Here is a 15449-nt window from a genome sequence, read left to right as displayed (position 1 = left end):
TAGTGCAGACCAATCCATTGGTCTGCACTACCTTTTTACATATTTGTCATGACAAATATTTGGCTGCCGTCAACACATCCAACTCCCTCAACCGCTGCTCACAATAAGAAGAATTCCCTTTTAAAAAGGAGTCCATATAAGCAGGATGACACATAATCTCGAGCGTTTCCCCCTCACGCCTACTCTCCAAAATGCTCTTCAACCCTCCAACTGACACACCCTCCCCATAAAACGCCATGGAGAATCGATCGGTTAGTACATTCATTCCCTCACTTACAGGAAGCGCATTCCGGACCGGAACCCCAAAACGCTCCGACAACCTCTTCACCACCGGGATCAAAGGCCGAAAGCTATGAACATGGTGATGACTGTCAATATGAGAAAGGGGCAAACCGAATGATAGAAATTTATCTACCTGAGCCTCCCACTCCAACTCAACCTCATCCACATCGATTTCTTTTTCTTCAAAAATCCTGCTGGTGTATCGGAAAAAGCCTCTCTCACCTAGCAGCGATGGTACCCCCCCAGAGACTGGTCTCCCACATGTAAGCGTTAAATGGATCCCGACCTGTAATTCCGGATATAGCTTTGCCAACTCCACCGCATGCAGGGTTCCCGGCATATTGACCAACATAGTTGTTGAGTTGACTATTCCAAATCGATGACTATCAACGATGCCGTAGTTCACTCCCCGGCATAAACCAAAATCATCTGCATTGACGATCACGTTCCTCATAATCCCCCATCCCCTTTTTTCTAATAGGTTCTTTCTACAAGAAAACTCGCTTTATCTCCTCTGAAGATCGCTTTGGAAAATTCGATAACCGATCCATCCTCTACATAGGCTGTTGTTTCGATCATAAAGCAAGGTGTCCCCTCTGGTACCTCAAGCTTCTCTGCCACTCGTTCATCTGCTAAAAATAACTCGATCGTTTCGACGGTTTTTTTAATTTTTATCTCAAACTGTGTTTCCAGGAGCTTGTAAAGTGATCTTTCACATTCGTCTTTATCAAGCCCAGGCGTCTTGTACCAGGGCAGATAGGCCACCTCATATTGCAGGGGGAGCCCGTCTGAATAACGGATCCTCTCTAAACGATTGACGGGATCTCCATTCTTCAATTCCAACGCTTTTTCCACTGTTGATTCTGCCGGGATGACATTCATGCTTAGTACCTTGATCTTAGGTTTCTTCCCTTGTAATCGCAGTTGCTCTGTATAGTTGTCGATCGTTGAGGACAGGATTTGACTGACTTTCTCTTCTGCGACAAAGGTTCCTCTCCCTTGCTCGCGATACACGTAACCTTCAAGTGTCAGCTGCTGGAGCGCCGTCCGGATCGTCGTACGGCTGACATTGAACTTTTCGCAAAACTCCGCCTCTGTCGGCAGTTTTGTATTCGGCGCGTATTCTTTATTTTTAATCATGTGGATGATTTCTTCTTTTACATGCGAATGCAAGGCTTTTGCTTCTTGTGTCTCTTTCATTCTGTTTCTCCCTTCCACTTTCTTCCTATATTTGTTATAACACATCCACAATCAATTCTCTATTCCTATTCATTTTATCATAAAATAAATTTGTTATTACAAATAAATAAAAATTAGTCATAAATCTTATATTTGTCATTACAATATATAGACGAGCGAAAATTTGTATGATACATTATTTAAAAATAGAAATCGCTTTCAAAATGAAGGGAGATCGACAGAATGTCATTAAAGGTGGTCATAATCGGAGGCGGATCAAGCTATACACCAGAAATTATCGAGGGGTTCATCCACCGATACGAATCTTTTCCTGTCACGGACATAACGCTTGTTGATATCGAAGCAGGGAAAGAGAAGCTTGAGATTATCGGGCAATTTGCTCGTCGAATGATTCAAAAAGCAGGTGTGCCGATTGAATTGGAATGGACTCTTAACCGGCAGGATGCCTTGTTAGGCGCTGACTTTGTGACAACACAAATCAGGGTGGGCGGCCTCATAGCCAGGGAAAAAGATGAACGGATTCCGTTAAGTCATGGCGTCATCGGTCAAGAAACCAATGGAGCAGGCGGTATATTCAAGGCCTTGCGCACCATTCCGGTCCTTATGGAGATTTGTCAGGATATCCAACAGATTTGTCCCCATGCATGGCTTATTAATTTCACCAACCCGGCAGGCATTGTAACAGAAGCCCTGCTTAAATACAGTACCCATAAAAAAGTCATCGGGGTGTGCAATATCCCTTTCAACATGAAGAACAGCGTCGCCGAGATGATGAATTGTTCTGCAAATGAAGTACAAATTGAATTTGTAGGGATGAATCATTTTGTATTCGGTAAAAGGGTTTGGGTCAATGGTCAGGATATAACCGATCGGGTTCTGCAAAAATTGATCCATCAAGAAGTCGATTACTCACCGGCTAACATCGTCTCCCTCGGATGGTCGAAAGAATTTTTACAGGCACTGGGGATGCTTCCCAATCCTTATCATCAATACTATTTCCAACGGGATTCTGTGTTGGAAAAGGACCTTCAAGCTTATAGAGAAAACGGTACACGGGCAGAGGTTGTTCGAAAAGTTGAAAAAGAACTTTTCATACAATATATGAAAGAAGAGTTAAATGAAAAACCAAAAGAACTGGAAAATCGAGGAGGTGCCTACTACAGTGATGCTGCCTGCAGCCTCATGACGAGCATTTACAACAATTCAGAGGACATCCAAACCGTCAACACACAAAACAACGGAACCATCCCGGACCTTCCCAACGACGCCGTCATCGAAGCAAACGCCGTCATTACGAGGGACGGACCTCGGCCGATCGCCATCGGACCGCTTCCTCCATCAGTTAAAGGGATCATTCAACAGATGAAAGCGTTCGAAGAGCTCGTCATTCAAGCAGCAATGTCCGGTCAGTACAATCATGTCTACCAGGCCATGGTGATGAATCCGCTAGTACAGAACGAAGGGGTAGCAAGACAACTAGTCGATGAATTATTGGAAGCTCACAAAGAGTTTTTACCGCAATTCAATTAATCTAGTAAATGGGGGAAAGAGAAATGAGTAAAGTAATGGGGTTTATGGAAAGCAAGTTTATGCCTATTGCAGGACGAATCGGATCACAACGACATCTCGTCGCCATCCGTGATGGATTCGTTTCGATCATGCCGCTGATCATCGTGGGATCTTTGGCTGTTTTATTAAATAATCTGCCGATTGAAGCCTTCCAGAATTTCATGGTCGCTGTTTTCGGTGAGAACTGGAAATCTGTTGGCGGGAATATGTGGAATGGATCATTCGCCATCCTCGGACTGCTCGTCGCTGCATCCATCAGTTATCATTTAGCCAAGTCCTATAATATCGATGGGTTGTCTGCAGCGTTAGTGTCGATCGCTTCACTCATCATCCTTACACCGGTAACGGAAGACTGGGGAATATCCTACGCCTGGACCGGAGCACAAGGGATATTCGTCGCCGTGATCACGTCCCTTCTTGTCACTGAATTATTCAAAGTGTTAATTCGTTCGAAGTTTACGATCAGTATGCCCGATGGTGTGCCGGAAGGTGTCGTAAAATCATTCAAAGCCCTGATTCCGGCTACGATCATCTTGATTCTTGTTGGTCTTATTCAAGCTCTCTTAACTTCATTTGCAGAAAAAAGTATCTTCGAAATCGTGTTTACGGTAGTTCAGGAACCATTGCAAGCTGTATCAAACTCACTGCCATCAGCCATTGTTGTAGCTTTCTTAAATCATTTCCTTTGGTTCTTTGGTTTACATGGCACAAACATTTTAGGTCCGATCATCGAACCGATCTACCTACCTTTAATTGAAAAAAATCAGCAGCTGTTCGCAGACGGCATGAGTGCCTTCGACGTTCCATACATTGTGACGAAACCATTCTTTGATGCGTACGTGTACATGGGTGGATCCGGTACGACGATCGCCTTGATCATCGCCATCTTCCTTGTGGTGAAGACGAAGCATTACCGTACAGTTGGAAAACTGTCTGCTGCACCTGGAGTATTCAATATTAATGAACCGGTCATCTTTGGTCTTCCAATCGTGTTAAACCCGCTTATGTTTATCCCGTTTTTACTAGTACCTGTCGTATTAACGGTTACATCTTACCTGGCCCTGAGCTTAGGGATTGTACCTAAAACCGTCGCGATTGTTCCTTGGACGACACCACCGATCATTAGTGGCTACCTTGTAACAGGCGGATCCTGGAGTGGAATCGTTCTTCAACTCGTGAACCTGGCGATCGCTACACTCATGTATATTCCATTCCTACTCGCATCTGAACGTGCCCAATTAAAGAAAACGACCGAAACGAGTGATAAAATCGCATGAATGCTGAACAACATTTAACCTTAGAAGAAATATCTTTTCATATCATATTACACGCTGGCAACGCGCGGTCTTCCGCCATGGAAGCCCTCCAGGCAGCGAAGAAAAAACAATTCGGCGCGGCCGGGGAAAAAATGGCTGAAGCAGCGAAAGAAGTTCATCAAGCACACCATTACCAAACGCAATTACTCCAAAAAGAAGCAAGCGGTGACACACAGAATCCTACGATTCTATTGATCCACGCCCAGGATCATCTCATGAACGCCATCACCGTCAAAGAACTGGCCCAGGAAATCATCGAAATCCATCAAACAAAGTAAGGAGTGCTTTATATGAATATCATGCTAGTCTGCTCAGCAGGAATGTCAACGAGTATGTTAGTCCAAAAAATGCGTAAAGCTGCTGAAGAAAAAGGTCTTGAAGCCACTATAAATGCTACATCTGAAGCTGACTTAAGCAATCACTTAGATAAACTTGATGTGATCCTCATCGGTCCCCAAGTACGCTACCTATCATCTAAGATTAAGGAAAAAGCTGAGCCTTATCATATTAAGGTGGATGTAATCGATGGGATGTCTTATGGGATGATGAATGGTGAGAAAGTGTTGGAACAGGCTGTGAGTTTGTTGAGGAAATAATATTTTCGTGATTGAGAGTGACCTGTAAAGGGTTACTCTTTTTTCATATTAAATAACATAAAGAAAGTGTCCCCCATTAAGGAAAACACTTTCTTTCGGCTACATCACATCATAATCCGTCACATTACGCTCGACCACCCGTGCTCCTTCCACACTCACAAACATCCCGTTCGAACTTCCAAACACATTGGTCGCGATCAGGTTATCCATCGCTGCTTTCACCGCCACAGTATCAATCGGCTCAACCGGGTCATTGATGGATAGTTTCCCTGACTTCCCCGTTTCGGTTTGAAATTCCAGTTCCAATACTTTTGCCATGTTGCATCTGCCTCCTTTCTATTAAATTATCGATCATCGCTTACTCGTTAATGTCGAAGCTTTGGACCTTCTCGATGTTGAACAATCCTTTTGATGAAAGACTTGCCAGGGATAAAGCTGCGCTGTTCATCTCATCTGCCGTTGCCAGTGCATTGATGTAACTGTACGATTTGTACACAATCTTAGGATTCCCCTTCTCGTCCAGCCCATCATTATAAGCCAGTCGTATTCTCGTAGATTTCAAATCCGCTGTTGCCATGCGCCTCACCTCCTTTCACCCTTTATATAGGAAATAGGGAGAGTGAAGGACACCCTTTATAAAGATTTATTAAAAGAGGGACGGACCTCCACTCCTAGTACCAGCTCCTAGGAATAGAGGTCCGTCCCTTGTTCTTAATAAAGTTTTCCTTGTCTGTATAGAACCGTGGATAGTTTCATGACGGAGTGGATGTAGCAGTTTTGGCGTAATGGGAATGGGTCGCCGAAGAATAGTGGCAGGACGGTGTTCATGGTTGTTTTCATTTTGTCGTAGAGGAGGTTGAATACTTCTTCCTCTGTGTAGAACTGGGTTTCCCGTCCTTGCAGCCATTCGAAGTAGGAGACAATGACCCCGCCGGCATTGGCCAGGATATCAGGGATAATAATGACTCCTTTATCACTTAAATATGTATCCGCATCTGTTGTAATTGGTGCATTGGCCCCTTCCACGATGATTCTTGCTTTCACCTCTTCTACATTATCTTTGTGCACCTGATCCTCTAATGCTGCTAACATCAGAACGTCTACATCTAAATACAGAACCTCATCACGGCCACGGATTTCAGCCTTTACTCCGATTTCCTTCAACTGTTCATCTTTCGTGGGAAGATCTCCTTTATTCTCCATCGTAAACTCAACCAATGCCGGAATATCAAGACCATCCGAGTTGAACAACGTGACATTCCGGTCACTCACCGCCACCACTTTATTCTGCAAATGAGTGGATTGATAGGCTTCAAGTGCCGCCACCGAGCCGACATTCCCGAACCCTTGTACAGCAATCGTTAACGCACGGTCTTCAATATCAAGAGCCGTTTTCGCAAAGACATTATCGGTTTTCGTCAATAAACTCTTCTGTTCCTTTACAAAATCATGAACCAGATAGCGGAATGTAAAGAAGACACCTTTTCCCGTCGCCTCCCTCCGTCCCAACGATCCGCCGTTCACAACACTCTTCCCCGTAAAGCTCCCTCTATAAGGCGTTCCTGGCCGGATGCTCTTGTACTCCGCCATCATCCAGTCCATTTCACGTTCCCCCGATCCCATATCAGGAGCAGGGATATCTTTATCGGGTCCGAGGACATCGCTGAAATATTGGACATATTTCCTCGCAACCAGATGAAGCTCCTTCTCCGAATACTCCCGGGGATTCAAGATGATCCCGCCTTTTCCTCCACCGAATGGAACATTATGAAGGGCATTCTTCAACGTCATCAAGGAAGCAAGATTCACGACCTCTTCCTCATTCACCGTCTCATGAAAACGAATCCCTCCCTTATATGGCCCCAGGGCATTATTATGCTGTACACGAAATGCAGGGATCCTGACCACCTTCTCATCCTCCAGCGGAATCCTCAAATACGATTTATGTACGTGGTTCGGTGTCGATAGAATGGAAGTCAGCGAAGTAAACGCTTTCTTTCTTGTCTCACCTTTCACTTCGGGTAAAAAAGATTCGTCCTCTAATAAAGCATCCAGTGACTTTTGAACAATATCTCTCGTTTGGCTGATCAAATCGGGTCCCTCCTAATAATTAAAGAAAATAATGGTATTTACTATAGTGTTACCCTTTCACACCTGGTTAAAAACGACTAGTAATAATCTGCTCATCCAATCGAGGTAAATATGACATTTGTAAGATATGACAACTCCTATAATAAAGACGCCTCTTAAAGCTATTCAATTATATGAAACCATTTATAAAGACGTTCAACAAATTTAAAGACCTATCGCAGATCTCATTTTATTCTTCCCAAAATAAAGGAAACCTTGACAACCTTCCCCAATATACTATAATTGTATTATTTATATTCCGACTAAACTAATATGAATTATAAGATAAGGGTGATGACATGTTTATACAGATCAACCATCTCAATAAGCAATACCTCGATAAGTCAGGAAAACCGATCGATGTACTAAAGGATATTAATCTCGAGATAGATAAGGGGGAGTTTGTTTCAATATTGGGACCTTCAGGATGCGGTAAATCCACGCTCCTCTCCATCGTGGCAGGACTGACCGGCTCGACATCCGGAGAGATTCTTGTAGATGGAAATCCCATCAAGAAACCTGGAAAAGACCGGGGGATGGTGTTTCAGCAAGCGGCATTGTTTCCATGGCTGAATGTGCGTGACAATGTGACGTTCCCCCTAAAAAAAGAAATGTCAAAAAAAGAAGCGAAGCAGCAAGCCGCAAAATACTTACATATGGTCCAACTGGGAAACTATCAGGATCATTACCCTCATGAGCTTTCAGGAGGGATGCAGCAGCGGGTGGCCATTGCACGTGCTCTCTCCATGAACCCGGAAATCCTTCTCATGGATGAACCATTCGGCGCACTGGATGAACAAACGCGCTCCCGTCTTCACCACCAGCTTGAAACAATTTGGATGGAAACGAAGAAAACGGTCCTGTTCGTCACTCACAGTATCTCGGAATCTATTAAGCTTTCAGACCGGATCATCGTCATGGGAACCCGCCCCGGTACGATTTTGGCAGATATCAAAGTGGATCTTCCCCGACCACGGGATGCTCATAAAGAAGAAATGGTGAAAATCGAAGAACATATCATGAGCTATTTAAAGAAGGAAATAGACAAAGTGATAAGTGAGGAATTGGCCTATGAACACAGCTCTTAAACGCATCATCTTTTTTGCCCTTATTATAGGCCTCTGGGAATCGGGATCACGATTCGGGCTATGGACAGAAGTTGTCCTCCCCTCTCCTACTTCCGTTTTCCAGGCCCTATTTACTGGGATTGCAGATCAAACCTTGATCATTGACCTTATTGCAAGCTTTAAACGCTTATTCATCGGATTGGGGATATCGCTCGTTATCGGAACCAGCATCGGCGTCCTTCTCGCCAAATCCAAAACGGCCGACGATACGCTGGGATCATTACTGCTGGCCTTCCAAAGTGTACCGAGTATCGTATGGCTCCCACTGGCGATCATGTGGTTCGGCCTCAATGAAAAAGCCGTCATTTTCGTTGTCATTCTCGGTGGAACATTTGTCATGGCCCTCAATATACGAATGGGCATAAAAAACGTCTCTCCCCTCTTTTTAAAAGCAGCACAAACAATGGGATCGAGAGGTTTGGACTTATTCATTCGAGTCATTTTCCCGGCATCGATTCCTTATGTAGTAACCGGTTCACGTCTTGCATGGGCCTTTGCCTGGAGAGCTTTAATGGCCGGGGAACTATTAAGCACCGGTCCCGGACTCGGCTACACACTCCGATACGCATCAGACTTTGGTGACATGAGCCTGGTCATTGCCGTCATGATCATCATTGGGGTCATCGGAGCGATCGTGGATCAACTGATCTTCCAGCGCATTGAAAAATCAGTGATTAAGCGTTGGGGATTGGAGTCTTAAGCATAGACGAAAAAATACGGCAGGGGATGATCACCTGCCTCATTAATAAAAACAGGAGGTTACAAAATGAAAAAAGCATTTCTAGTCATGACGATTTTCTTTACATTTCTAGGTGTTTTGGCAGGCTGCGGTACTGAAAAGAGTTCAGGCGGTGACGTCAGTGAAAAGGTCGTCATCGGTTACTTCCCAAATATTAACCACGTTCCCGCAATGGTTGCAAAGGACAAAGGATTTTATGAAAAACAGCTGGGAGACGGCACAAACATTGAATACAAAACCTTCCCCGATGGCTCTTCGTTTATGACCGCATTGAAAACAGGTGAAATTGATGCCGGTCTTGTTGGGCCTGGTCCTGCCATGAACAATTACATGACAGGGGCTGACGTGAAGATCATTGGTGGGGGATCCACTGGTGGAACCGTGGTTCTGGCAAGTAAGGAAAGCGGCGTGAAATCCGTGGACGATTTTGGAGGCAAATCCTTCATCACCCCTGCCGTAGGTTGCACGCATGATGTTCAGGTCGAAACATTCTTGAAAGAACATGGCATTGAATCTCAACGTATCGGTGGGACCATGAAACACGTAACAGGAAACCCGGCACAATATGCCAACATGCTGAAATCAGGGAAAGTCGACATTGCCGTAGCGCCGGAGCCTTGGGCAGCCGTGATTCAACAGGAAACAGGTGCCAACATCATCATCGATCATGACGAAATTTCATTCGGTGAAACACTTCCTGCTTCAGTGCTTGTTGCGTCTGGAAAATCCGTGAAAGAAAATCCTGATACCATTCAAAAAATCGTGGACGCTCATAAAGAAGCAACTTCTTTCATCGCTGAAAATCCGGAAGAAGCAAAAGAAATCACGATTAAAGACGTGAAAGACGTAACCGGCCAAGAACTAGGCAAGGAAGTCGTCGATCAGGCTTGGGAACGAATCGGTTTCACTTACAAAGTGGACTCCGATGCCGTTCAAGCCTTCGCTGATTCATCCTATGAACTGAAGTTCCTGAAAGAAAAACCTGAATTCACCGATTTGATCGATAAGCAGTTTATAGACTAACCAGACAAGGTCCGTCCCTCTTCTAATGTGAGGGACGGACCTCTGTTTCAGAAGGAGGAAGTTGAGTGGGATTTAAATTTATGATTGCTACGGTTGTCTTATCTCTTTTCTTCTTGGCTGGCTGCCAGGGGGAGAATGTTGAAGAGTCTTTTCCTATGAATGTAGAGGTCGGTGATTTGGCCGCTGTGGATCAGAATGGGGAGGCTACGTCATTAGGAGATCTCAATAAGGGAAAGATTGTGATTGCTGATTTCATCTTTACGAATTGTGATACCGTTTGTCTTCCGATGACGGCGAATATGTCAAAGCTTCAAAAGAAGATAGCGGAAGCGGGATCGGATGGGGGAGTCCAGCTGGTATCGATTAGTGTGGATCCCGAACATGATACTCCTGAAGTGTTGAAAGAATATAGTGGCCGATATGAAATGGATGATGAGAATTGGATTTTTTTAACGGGATACTCTCGTGACGAGATTGAATCCTTCGCCAATGTCTCCTTTAAAACTCCTGCTGCTCAAGTGGAAGGCTCTAATCAGTTTGTTCATGGAACTTCTTTTTATTTGATGAGTGAGAATGGGGTTTTTCTGAAGAAATATGAAGGGGTGTCCAATCCTCCATATGAAGAGATCATTGAGGATATTGAGAAGTTGAAGTGACCTTCTCGAGTGAAATCGAGGAGGTTTTTTATGTGGAATTACGTCATACAGCCCGATCATCCATCTCATCCCATAACCCAATTTCCACCAAACCCCCATGCCATACCACTCATTTAATTTTCACCACTACGCCCAAAGCAGGAATAACCCCTACCCCTAACAAATAAACAAAGATGTGCTGTTGATTGAAAGGTTTGGGAAGGTGCTCTATGTATATTACGTAGAATCCGAGGAGTTTAAAAAATTGGTTCAATTATCGAATCAAACAATGAGATAATGGGTGACCTTTGCGGTGCCTGGCACGAAACTCGGCATCGGTGCCTGGCACACTTATGATAGAGTGTACCTGGTACATCATGTGGGATTTGTACCCGGTACAAAATCATTCATTTGTACCTGATAAACTACTAAAAAAGCAATCGACACATTGGACGACTGCTTATATCAATAACTATATTCCACCTTGTTTACGATATCTCCCCACTCAACGGTTAGTTCAGCAGAAGAATTTGGTACGCCGCAATTTTTTTCGAATTCTGCATGGTTGACATGAGTGACTTGGCCAGATTTGACCTTTCCGCTCACAGATCCCTTCACATATAATTCCCCATCAATATCTAATTGACTGGCACCTAAATTACCGGCTACACACATCTTGGAATTTGAACCGATGGATAGATGTTTTGAAACAGCCGCGCTTCCTCCTACATATATAATAGACTTATCCTCAACTTCTAAGTGCCCGGCAACACTCATACTCCCTCCAACAAACACCCGAGATCGATCCATCCTTAGCTGCCCACCAAAGCTGGTAGCTCCTTTTACTTCTATGAATACATTCCTTGCATTGTTCATATTTTTCCCCATAGACAAGGAACCATCTGTATGGATCTGGGTATTGCTCATGTTATTAGCGTTACCACCTAGTATTAATGCACCCTTTGCGTAGAGGAGTTTATCATCTAAGTTATTATGGTTTGAAGAGAAGGCTCCTGATCCAGCTAAGAATATCTCACTGCAACTATCATAGATGACAGGTGGGTTTTTGCACCTGTCCGGTAAACCTTTAGGCTCTTGAATTTGGTTGAAATCCGGTAATGTACTAGCATTGGACGGATCGGATCCGCTACCTTCCCCGTCTGTTGATCCTAAATCTTTAATAGGGATCTTCATTTCAGCGCTGAGCTTTGATGTCTCATCCTCCTCTTCTCCGAGACTTGTAAAAGTAATGATGATGTCGTTGGATTCTGAAGTGATATTCACATCCTGAATGATGTAAGTGGCATCGGGACGATTCTCTATTTTGAGAGTTTGATGTTCATTTTCAAGAGATGATTGGATGGCCTGCTTCATGAGAGAAACTATAAGACCAGTATAGTATTCTGATGTATTTTCTACCCGATTGCGTCTATCCGTTTCCAATTGGTGCTGTATTTGACTCACAATACCCTCCTGATTGGAAAGATAGGCATTCCTGACAGCTAATTGATAATATGAAATGCCCATTTCAGCCAATGCTACTGATTGATAGTTATTTTCAACTACTCTATTTTGCTTCACACTATTTAAAGACTGTCCCATAAAGGAGAGGGAAATCACCATAAATACCACGATGATCAACAACACGGTTACCAAAGCATATCCTTTTTCATCTTTCAGATGGGTCATTCGCTTTGATCCTCCTTCAGCCTATAAAATATCGTTTCCATAACAAATTCATTCGCAGCATTATTTTTATCATGGATGGAAATGGTTAGTGGCAAGTCTTCCTTACTTGGGTCTACACGACCTGTAAAGGTTGTTTTAAAACATAGATCAGCATCAGTAATTATTTCTTTAGAGGACTCATTATTTTGATTAATGTAATCGACCACAATATTGCAGTTAGAATTCTTAAGTCCATACTGTTTGGCGGTTTGATGGATTCTTGTCAGTTTCATCGTTAAATAGTTCGATTCTTGTTGCATCGAATTTTGGGTGACAGCTTTATCAGAATAGTCCAGACCTTGAAAAAACACATTCCAAATAACCACGCTGATAATTGATAAAATTGTTAATGTAGCTAAGACTTCAACAAGAGTCAGTCCACGTTCATTCTGTAACAAACTATCCCCCCTCACTCACCGATCGTCAAATAACCGTATGTTTCGCTCACGGTGTCATTATTTTCCTGCAATTGAATTTGAATCAAGTGAGCTTTAGACGGAGTCGAATGTAAGTCAGATTCCTTTTTAATTTTGATATGTACATCAAAGTCATTCTTTATAGTACTAAAATAGTAATAACTATCGTCTTCACTCTTATATTCTTCAGGCCGATTAGCTGGTGCCGGTGCTTTTAAAAAGTCAATAACCCTTTGAGAAGTCTTCCAATCTACCAATACCTGCTTAGCAAAATTCATTCCCTGAGACTTTTCTTCATTGTGTTTATTCATCATCCCCATTTGAGGGAAAAAATTCGTTATAGACAAAAGGATAATCGATAAGATCGTTATAGACAAAAGCACTTCAAGTAACGTAACCCCTTTTTCATTATGTACCAAGACCTTATCCCCTCCCAACCGAAATGATAATATTTTCCTATTCCAATTATACCACTCACACTCTATGAATCACTAAATCAATTGCTATAAAATACTAAAAAAATCGGTGCCAGGCACAAAAACTAAGTTTTTGTGCCTGGCACCGATAATCAATAGTCAATTAAATAACAATATTAGATTCAACGGGAATACCGATCGTAAACGTCGTCAACTCATCGTTCGACTGACAACGAATTTCCCCGCCATGCTTTTCAATCAGCTTTTTACAAATATATAGACCGATTCCCGTTCCGAGGTCTTTTGTCGTGTAAAAAGGTTCGAAAATGGCTTCGATGGTCTCCTCTTTGATCCGCGGGCCATTATTGGAGATTTGAAGATTTGTTTTACCTGCTTCTTCTTCGCATGAAACCGTGATTTGACGTTGTCCCTCAACTTCCTGAAGGGCATCAATGGAGTTCATGATGAGGTTAAGAAAGACCTGTCTAAGCTCATCCCTATTTCCCAACACCTTTATGTCAGCATCGCACTGAAAGTCAATGGATACATCACCATCCAGAAGGCTCGGATACAGAAATTCAATGGTCTCTTCCAGATGTTCTGTAAGGATGATCTCTTCCCTGGTACTCTCAATCAAATCCTTTCTCGACACATGCAGGAATTGGGAGATCCGGTAATTCAATTGCTCCAGCTCATGCTGCATAATATCCAAGTAAGGTAAGTCTGGATAACCGTTTTGCAAGAGCTTGGTAAACCCGATGATCGACGTGAGGGGGTTTCTGAATTCATGGACGAAGCTTGAGCTCATCTGTCCCAGGATCGTCAGCCGCTCTTTATGGGTTTGATCGATATACAACTCCTTTTCTTGAAGCTGCTGTTCTTTAATTTCCGTGTATTTTCTAACGGCTAAGTAGGAAAAACGGTCGAAAAGCGCGTTGATTTCTTCAATGATGGGCTGCAATTCCCGAAGTTCAATTCCTGAATTACTCACCCATTTGATAATAATACTTTTCCCGACATTTACGTTATAGACAAACTCACTTATATTCACGTTAGCGTTTACCCGTTCCAGGGCGGTCTTATATGCGAGATAGGTAATTTCCTCTTCACTGAGAGGCGTTTCGATTGCACGTTTCACTAATTGAAACATTTTCACCCCATTGTTCAACACTTCTTCTTTATATAGATCATTATCTGAAATGACGACACTCTTACGCCAATTATGTAAAAATTCGTCTGAATGATTTTCAAGAAATTCTATTAGCATGACAGAAGCACTAGTCATCAAAATGGCAGTCCCTTCATTCCGGTTATTGTCGAAATATTCATTGATATTACTATAACAGAAAATAGGGGATAGGGTGAGAGCCATTTGATAATTTAATACCATGAGGAGCATGGTAAGGGATGAAAAATAAAAGGAATAAATCTGTTAAAATATTAAAGAAGGAAAAATTCAGGAAAGTATCTTGATTAACTTGTGTAAAGATTTGCGTACACGGTAACTGGCTGGCATTATCTTGTAGACTTAAGCCCCTATAGCTTTGCGTCACCATTTTTCAATGGGTTTGCCTTTATCGTACGCGTTTTAGAAGTATTTAATATATTAGTTTTAAAAAATACGTTTCCTTGGTTTTTGGAGGACCTTCATAAAGATACTATTTTCTTCTGATTTAAAAATTTTAATCCCCACTATCTTTAGTGGTGTCCATATTTCTTTCATATAATATCCAGGCATTCGCCATCCCCCTATTAATCTAAATATTAACAAATATTACTTGTATTTACATTATATAAGAAAAATCAGAATAATCTATATTTTAGGCGAAAATACTTATCGACAACTTTCTCACTTTAGAACTAATCACTTCATACTAATAAGATTTCTTGACTTTCGATTGACTAGATACACACCGATGTGCCTATGAAATGACTTTTTGTCACTCTTCCATTTCTACGAAACCAAAAATCCATTCGAAAACCACCCAGTCCTTTTCCAAATTCTTGATCTCGAAAGGAAAGAAAGTTTGAAATTCACCGATCATAACTTCTCACATATGGGTATGTATAACGATGTTGTTTTTATTTACTCAAGAAAACGCAGAAAATATACTATATCGTATTAGTTTGTTTACTTTCATTTAATCCTTACATCCATTTTTATGCTCGCTTAAGCCAATCGCTTTGACTCTGACTCTGAGTAGATTACGGAACATAGATTTGCACTAAAAAAGCATGAAATTATGTTATTAAGGTCTTCATGCTTTTTTAT

Annotated in this window: 17 protein-coding genes and 1 riboswitch; of the genes, 8 read left to right on the top strand and 9 right to left on the bottom strand. The window is 42.4% G+C overall.

What is annotated here, in order from left to right; genetic code table 11:
• Nucleotides 1-46: 46 nt before the first annotated feature.
• On the bottom strand, nucleotides 47-736 hold the full coding sequence (chbG, locus tag F0342_RS13525) for a chitin disaccharide deacetylase (protein ID WP_149156452.1): 690 nt from the start codon (nucleotides 734-736) through the stop codon (nucleotides 47-49).
• A gap of 20 nt (nucleotides 737-756) precedes the next feature.
• A complete protein-coding gene (locus tag F0342_RS13520) occupies nucleotides 757-1482 on the bottom strand; it encodes a GntR family transcriptional regulator (RefSeq protein WP_148970316.1) in 726 nt (241 codons plus the stop codon).
• Between the two features lie 222 nt (nucleotides 1483-1704).
• Between F0342_RS13520 and F0342_RS13515 the strand changes: the two genes are divergently transcribed.
• Genes F0342_RS13515 through F0342_RS13500 form a run of 4 tightly spaced genes read left to right on the top strand, consistent with a single transcriptional unit; the run spans nucleotide 1705 to nucleotide 4963 of the window.
• Nucleotides 1705-3012, top strand: a complete 1308-nt coding sequence (locus tag F0342_RS13515; protein WP_149156451.1) for a 6-phospho-beta-glucosidase — start codon at nucleotides 1705-1707, stop codon at nucleotides 3010-3012.
• Nucleotides 3013-3035: 23 nt separating this feature from the next.
• Nucleotides 3036-4328 (top strand): PTS cellobiose transporter subunit IIC, encoded by a 1293-nt coding sequence (gene celB / locus F0342_RS13510; protein ID WP_188048547.1) that lies wholly within the window; start codon nucleotides 3036-3038, stop codon nucleotides 4326-4328.
• Nucleotides 4325-4645, top strand: coding sequence for a PTS sugar transporter subunit IIA (locus F0342_RS13505; protein ID WP_149156450.1), 321 nt, complete (start codon nucleotides 4325-4327; stop codon nucleotides 4643-4645). The genes celB and F0342_RS13505 overlap by 4 nt, the downstream gene beginning before the upstream one ends.
• A gap of 12 nt (nucleotides 4646-4657) precedes the next feature.
• Entirely contained in the window at nucleotides 4658-4963 is a 306-nt protein-coding gene (locus tag F0342_RS13500; protein WP_149156449.1) for a PTS sugar transporter subunit IIB, read from the top strand.
• Nucleotides 4964-5062: 99 nt separating this feature from the next.
• On the opposite strand, the gene F0342_RS13495 is transcribed toward F0342_RS13500, so the two are convergent.
• The 3 genes from F0342_RS13495 to F0342_RS13485 all read right to left on the bottom strand — a co-directional run bounded on the left by F0342_RS13495 (nucleotide 5063) and on the right by F0342_RS13485 (nucleotide 7054).
• Nucleotides 5063-5281: a DUF2922 domain-containing protein gene (locus F0342_RS13495; RefSeq protein ID WP_149156448.1), complete on the bottom strand. Its 219-nt coding sequence runs from the start codon at nucleotides 5279-5281 to the stop codon at nucleotides 5063-5065.
• A gap of 40 nt (nucleotides 5282-5321) precedes the next feature.
• Entirely contained in the window at nucleotides 5322-5540 is a 219-nt protein-coding gene (locus F0342_RS13490) for a DUF1659 domain-containing protein (RefSeq protein WP_149156447.1), read from the bottom strand.
• Nucleotides 5541-5674: 134 nt separating this feature from the next.
• Complete coding sequence (locus F0342_RS13485) at nucleotides 5675-7054, bottom strand: Glu/Leu/Phe/Val family dehydrogenase (protein WP_149156446.1); 1380 nt, start codon at nucleotides 7052-7054, stop codon at nucleotides 5675-5677.
• A 338-nt stretch (nucleotides 7055-7392) separates the two neighbouring features.
• Here F0342_RS13485 and F0342_RS13480 point away from each other — a divergent pair, with 338 nt between their 5' ends.
• The 4 genes from F0342_RS13480 (at nucleotide 7393) to F0342_RS13465 (ending at nucleotide 10638) form a co-directional block, all read left to right on the top strand.
• A complete protein-coding gene (locus tag F0342_RS13480) occupies nucleotides 7393-8181 on the top strand; it encodes an ABC transporter ATP-binding protein (protein ID WP_149156445.1) in 789 nt (262 codons plus the stop codon).
• Nucleotides 8165-8920 (top strand): ABC transporter permease, encoded by a 756-nt coding sequence (locus tag F0342_RS13475; RefSeq protein ID WP_149156444.1) that lies wholly within the window; start codon nucleotides 8165-8167, stop codon nucleotides 8918-8920. Before F0342_RS13480 ends, F0342_RS13475 begins: the two co-directional genes overlap by 17 nt.
• Before the next feature lie 66 nt (nucleotides 8921-8986).
• On the top strand, nucleotides 8987-9982 hold the full coding sequence (locus F0342_RS13470) for an aliphatic sulfonate ABC transporter substrate-binding protein (RefSeq protein WP_149156443.1): 996 nt from the start codon (nucleotides 8987-8989) through the stop codon (nucleotides 9980-9982).
• Nucleotides 9983-10047: 65 nt separating this feature from the next.
• Complete coding sequence (locus F0342_RS13465) at nucleotides 10048-10638, top strand: SCO family protein (RefSeq protein WP_316252610.1); 591 nt, start codon at nucleotides 10048-10050, stop codon at nucleotides 10636-10638.
• A 444-nt stretch (nucleotides 10639-11082) separates the two neighbouring features.
• On the opposite strand, the gene F0342_RS13460 is transcribed toward F0342_RS13465, so the two are convergent.
• The 4 genes from F0342_RS13460 to F0342_RS13445 form a co-directional block, all read right to left on the bottom strand.
• Nucleotides 11083-12306, bottom strand: coding sequence for a hypothetical protein (locus F0342_RS13460; RefSeq protein WP_149156442.1), 1224 nt, complete (start codon nucleotides 12304-12306; stop codon nucleotides 11083-11085).
• Nucleotides 12303-12743, bottom strand: a complete 441-nt coding sequence (locus tag F0342_RS13455) for a PulJ/GspJ family protein (protein ID WP_188048546.1) — start codon at nucleotides 12741-12743, stop codon at nucleotides 12303-12305. The genes F0342_RS13460 and F0342_RS13455 overlap by 4 nt, the downstream gene beginning before the upstream one ends.
• Before the next feature lie 11 nt (nucleotides 12744-12754).
• Nucleotides 12755-13180, bottom strand: coding sequence for a type IV pilus modification PilV family protein (locus F0342_RS13450; protein WP_188048545.1), 426 nt, complete (start codon nucleotides 13178-13180; stop codon nucleotides 12755-12757).
• A 160-nt stretch (nucleotides 13181-13340) separates the two neighbouring features.
• Nucleotides 13341-14462, bottom strand: a complete 1122-nt coding sequence (locus F0342_RS13445; protein WP_149156685.1) for a sensor histidine kinase — start codon at nucleotides 14460-14462, stop codon at nucleotides 13341-13343.
• 212 nt (nucleotides 14463-14674) lie between these two features.
• Nucleotides 14675-14760, bottom strand: a riboswitch (cyclic di-GMP riboswitch).
• Nucleotides 14761-15449 lie beyond the last annotated feature (689 nt).

The organism is Bacillus sp. CH30_1T (genome assembly GCF_008364765.1).
Lineage (GTDB): Bacteria > Bacillota > Bacilli > Bacillales > Bacillaceae_B > Rossellomorea.
Note: the sequence above shows the minus strand (reverse complement) of the source record. Positions and strands in the feature narration are given on the sequence as shown.

Bases quoted from the DNA above. Each gene is read 5' to 3' on its own strand.
- chbG (WP_149156452.1), bottom strand. From the start codon at position 736: ATGAGGAACGTGATCGTCAATGCAGATGATTTTGGTTTATGCCGGGGA.
- F0342_RS13520 (WP_148970316.1), bottom strand. From the start codon at position 1,482: ATGAAAGAGACACAAGAAGCAAAAGCCTTGCATTCGCATGTAAAAGAA.
- F0342_RS13515 (WP_149156451.1), top strand. From the start codon at position 1,705: ATGTCATTAAAGGTGGTCATAATCGGAGGCGGATCAAGCTATACACCA.
- celB (WP_188048547.1), top strand. From the start codon at position 3,036: ATGAGTAAAGTAATGGGGTTTATGGAAAGCAAGTTTATGCCTATTGCA.
- F0342_RS13505 (WP_149156450.1), top strand. From the start codon at position 4,325: ATGAATGCTGAACAACATTTAACCTTAGAAGAAATATCTTTTCATATC.
- F0342_RS13500 (WP_149156449.1), top strand. From the start codon at position 4,658: ATGAATATCATGCTAGTCTGCTCAGCAGGAATGTCAACGAGTATGTTA.
- F0342_RS13495 (WP_149156448.1), bottom strand. From the start codon at position 5,281: ATGGCAAAAGTATTGGAACTGGAATTTCAAACCGAAACGGGGAAGTCA.
- F0342_RS13490 (WP_149156447.1), bottom strand. From the start codon at position 5,540: ATGGCAACAGCGGATTTGAAATCTACGAGAATACGACTGGCTTATAAT.
- F0342_RS13480 (WP_149156445.1), top strand. From the start codon at position 7,393: ATGTTTATACAGATCAACCATCTCAATAAGCAATACCTCGATAAGTCA.
- F0342_RS13475 (WP_149156444.1), top strand. From the start codon at position 8,165: ATGAACACAGCTCTTAAACGCATCATCTTTTTTGCCCTTATTATAGGC.
- F0342_RS13470 (WP_149156443.1), top strand. From the start codon at position 8,987: ATGAAAAAAGCATTTCTAGTCATGACGATTTTCTTTACATTTCTAGGT.
- F0342_RS13460 (WP_149156442.1), bottom strand. From the start codon at position 12,306: ATGACCCATCTGAAAGATGAAAAAGGATATGCTTTGGTAACCGTGTTG.
- F0342_RS13445 (WP_149156685.1), bottom strand. From the start codon at position 14,462: ATGACTAGTGCTTCTGTCATGCTAATAGAATTTCTTGAAAATCATTCA.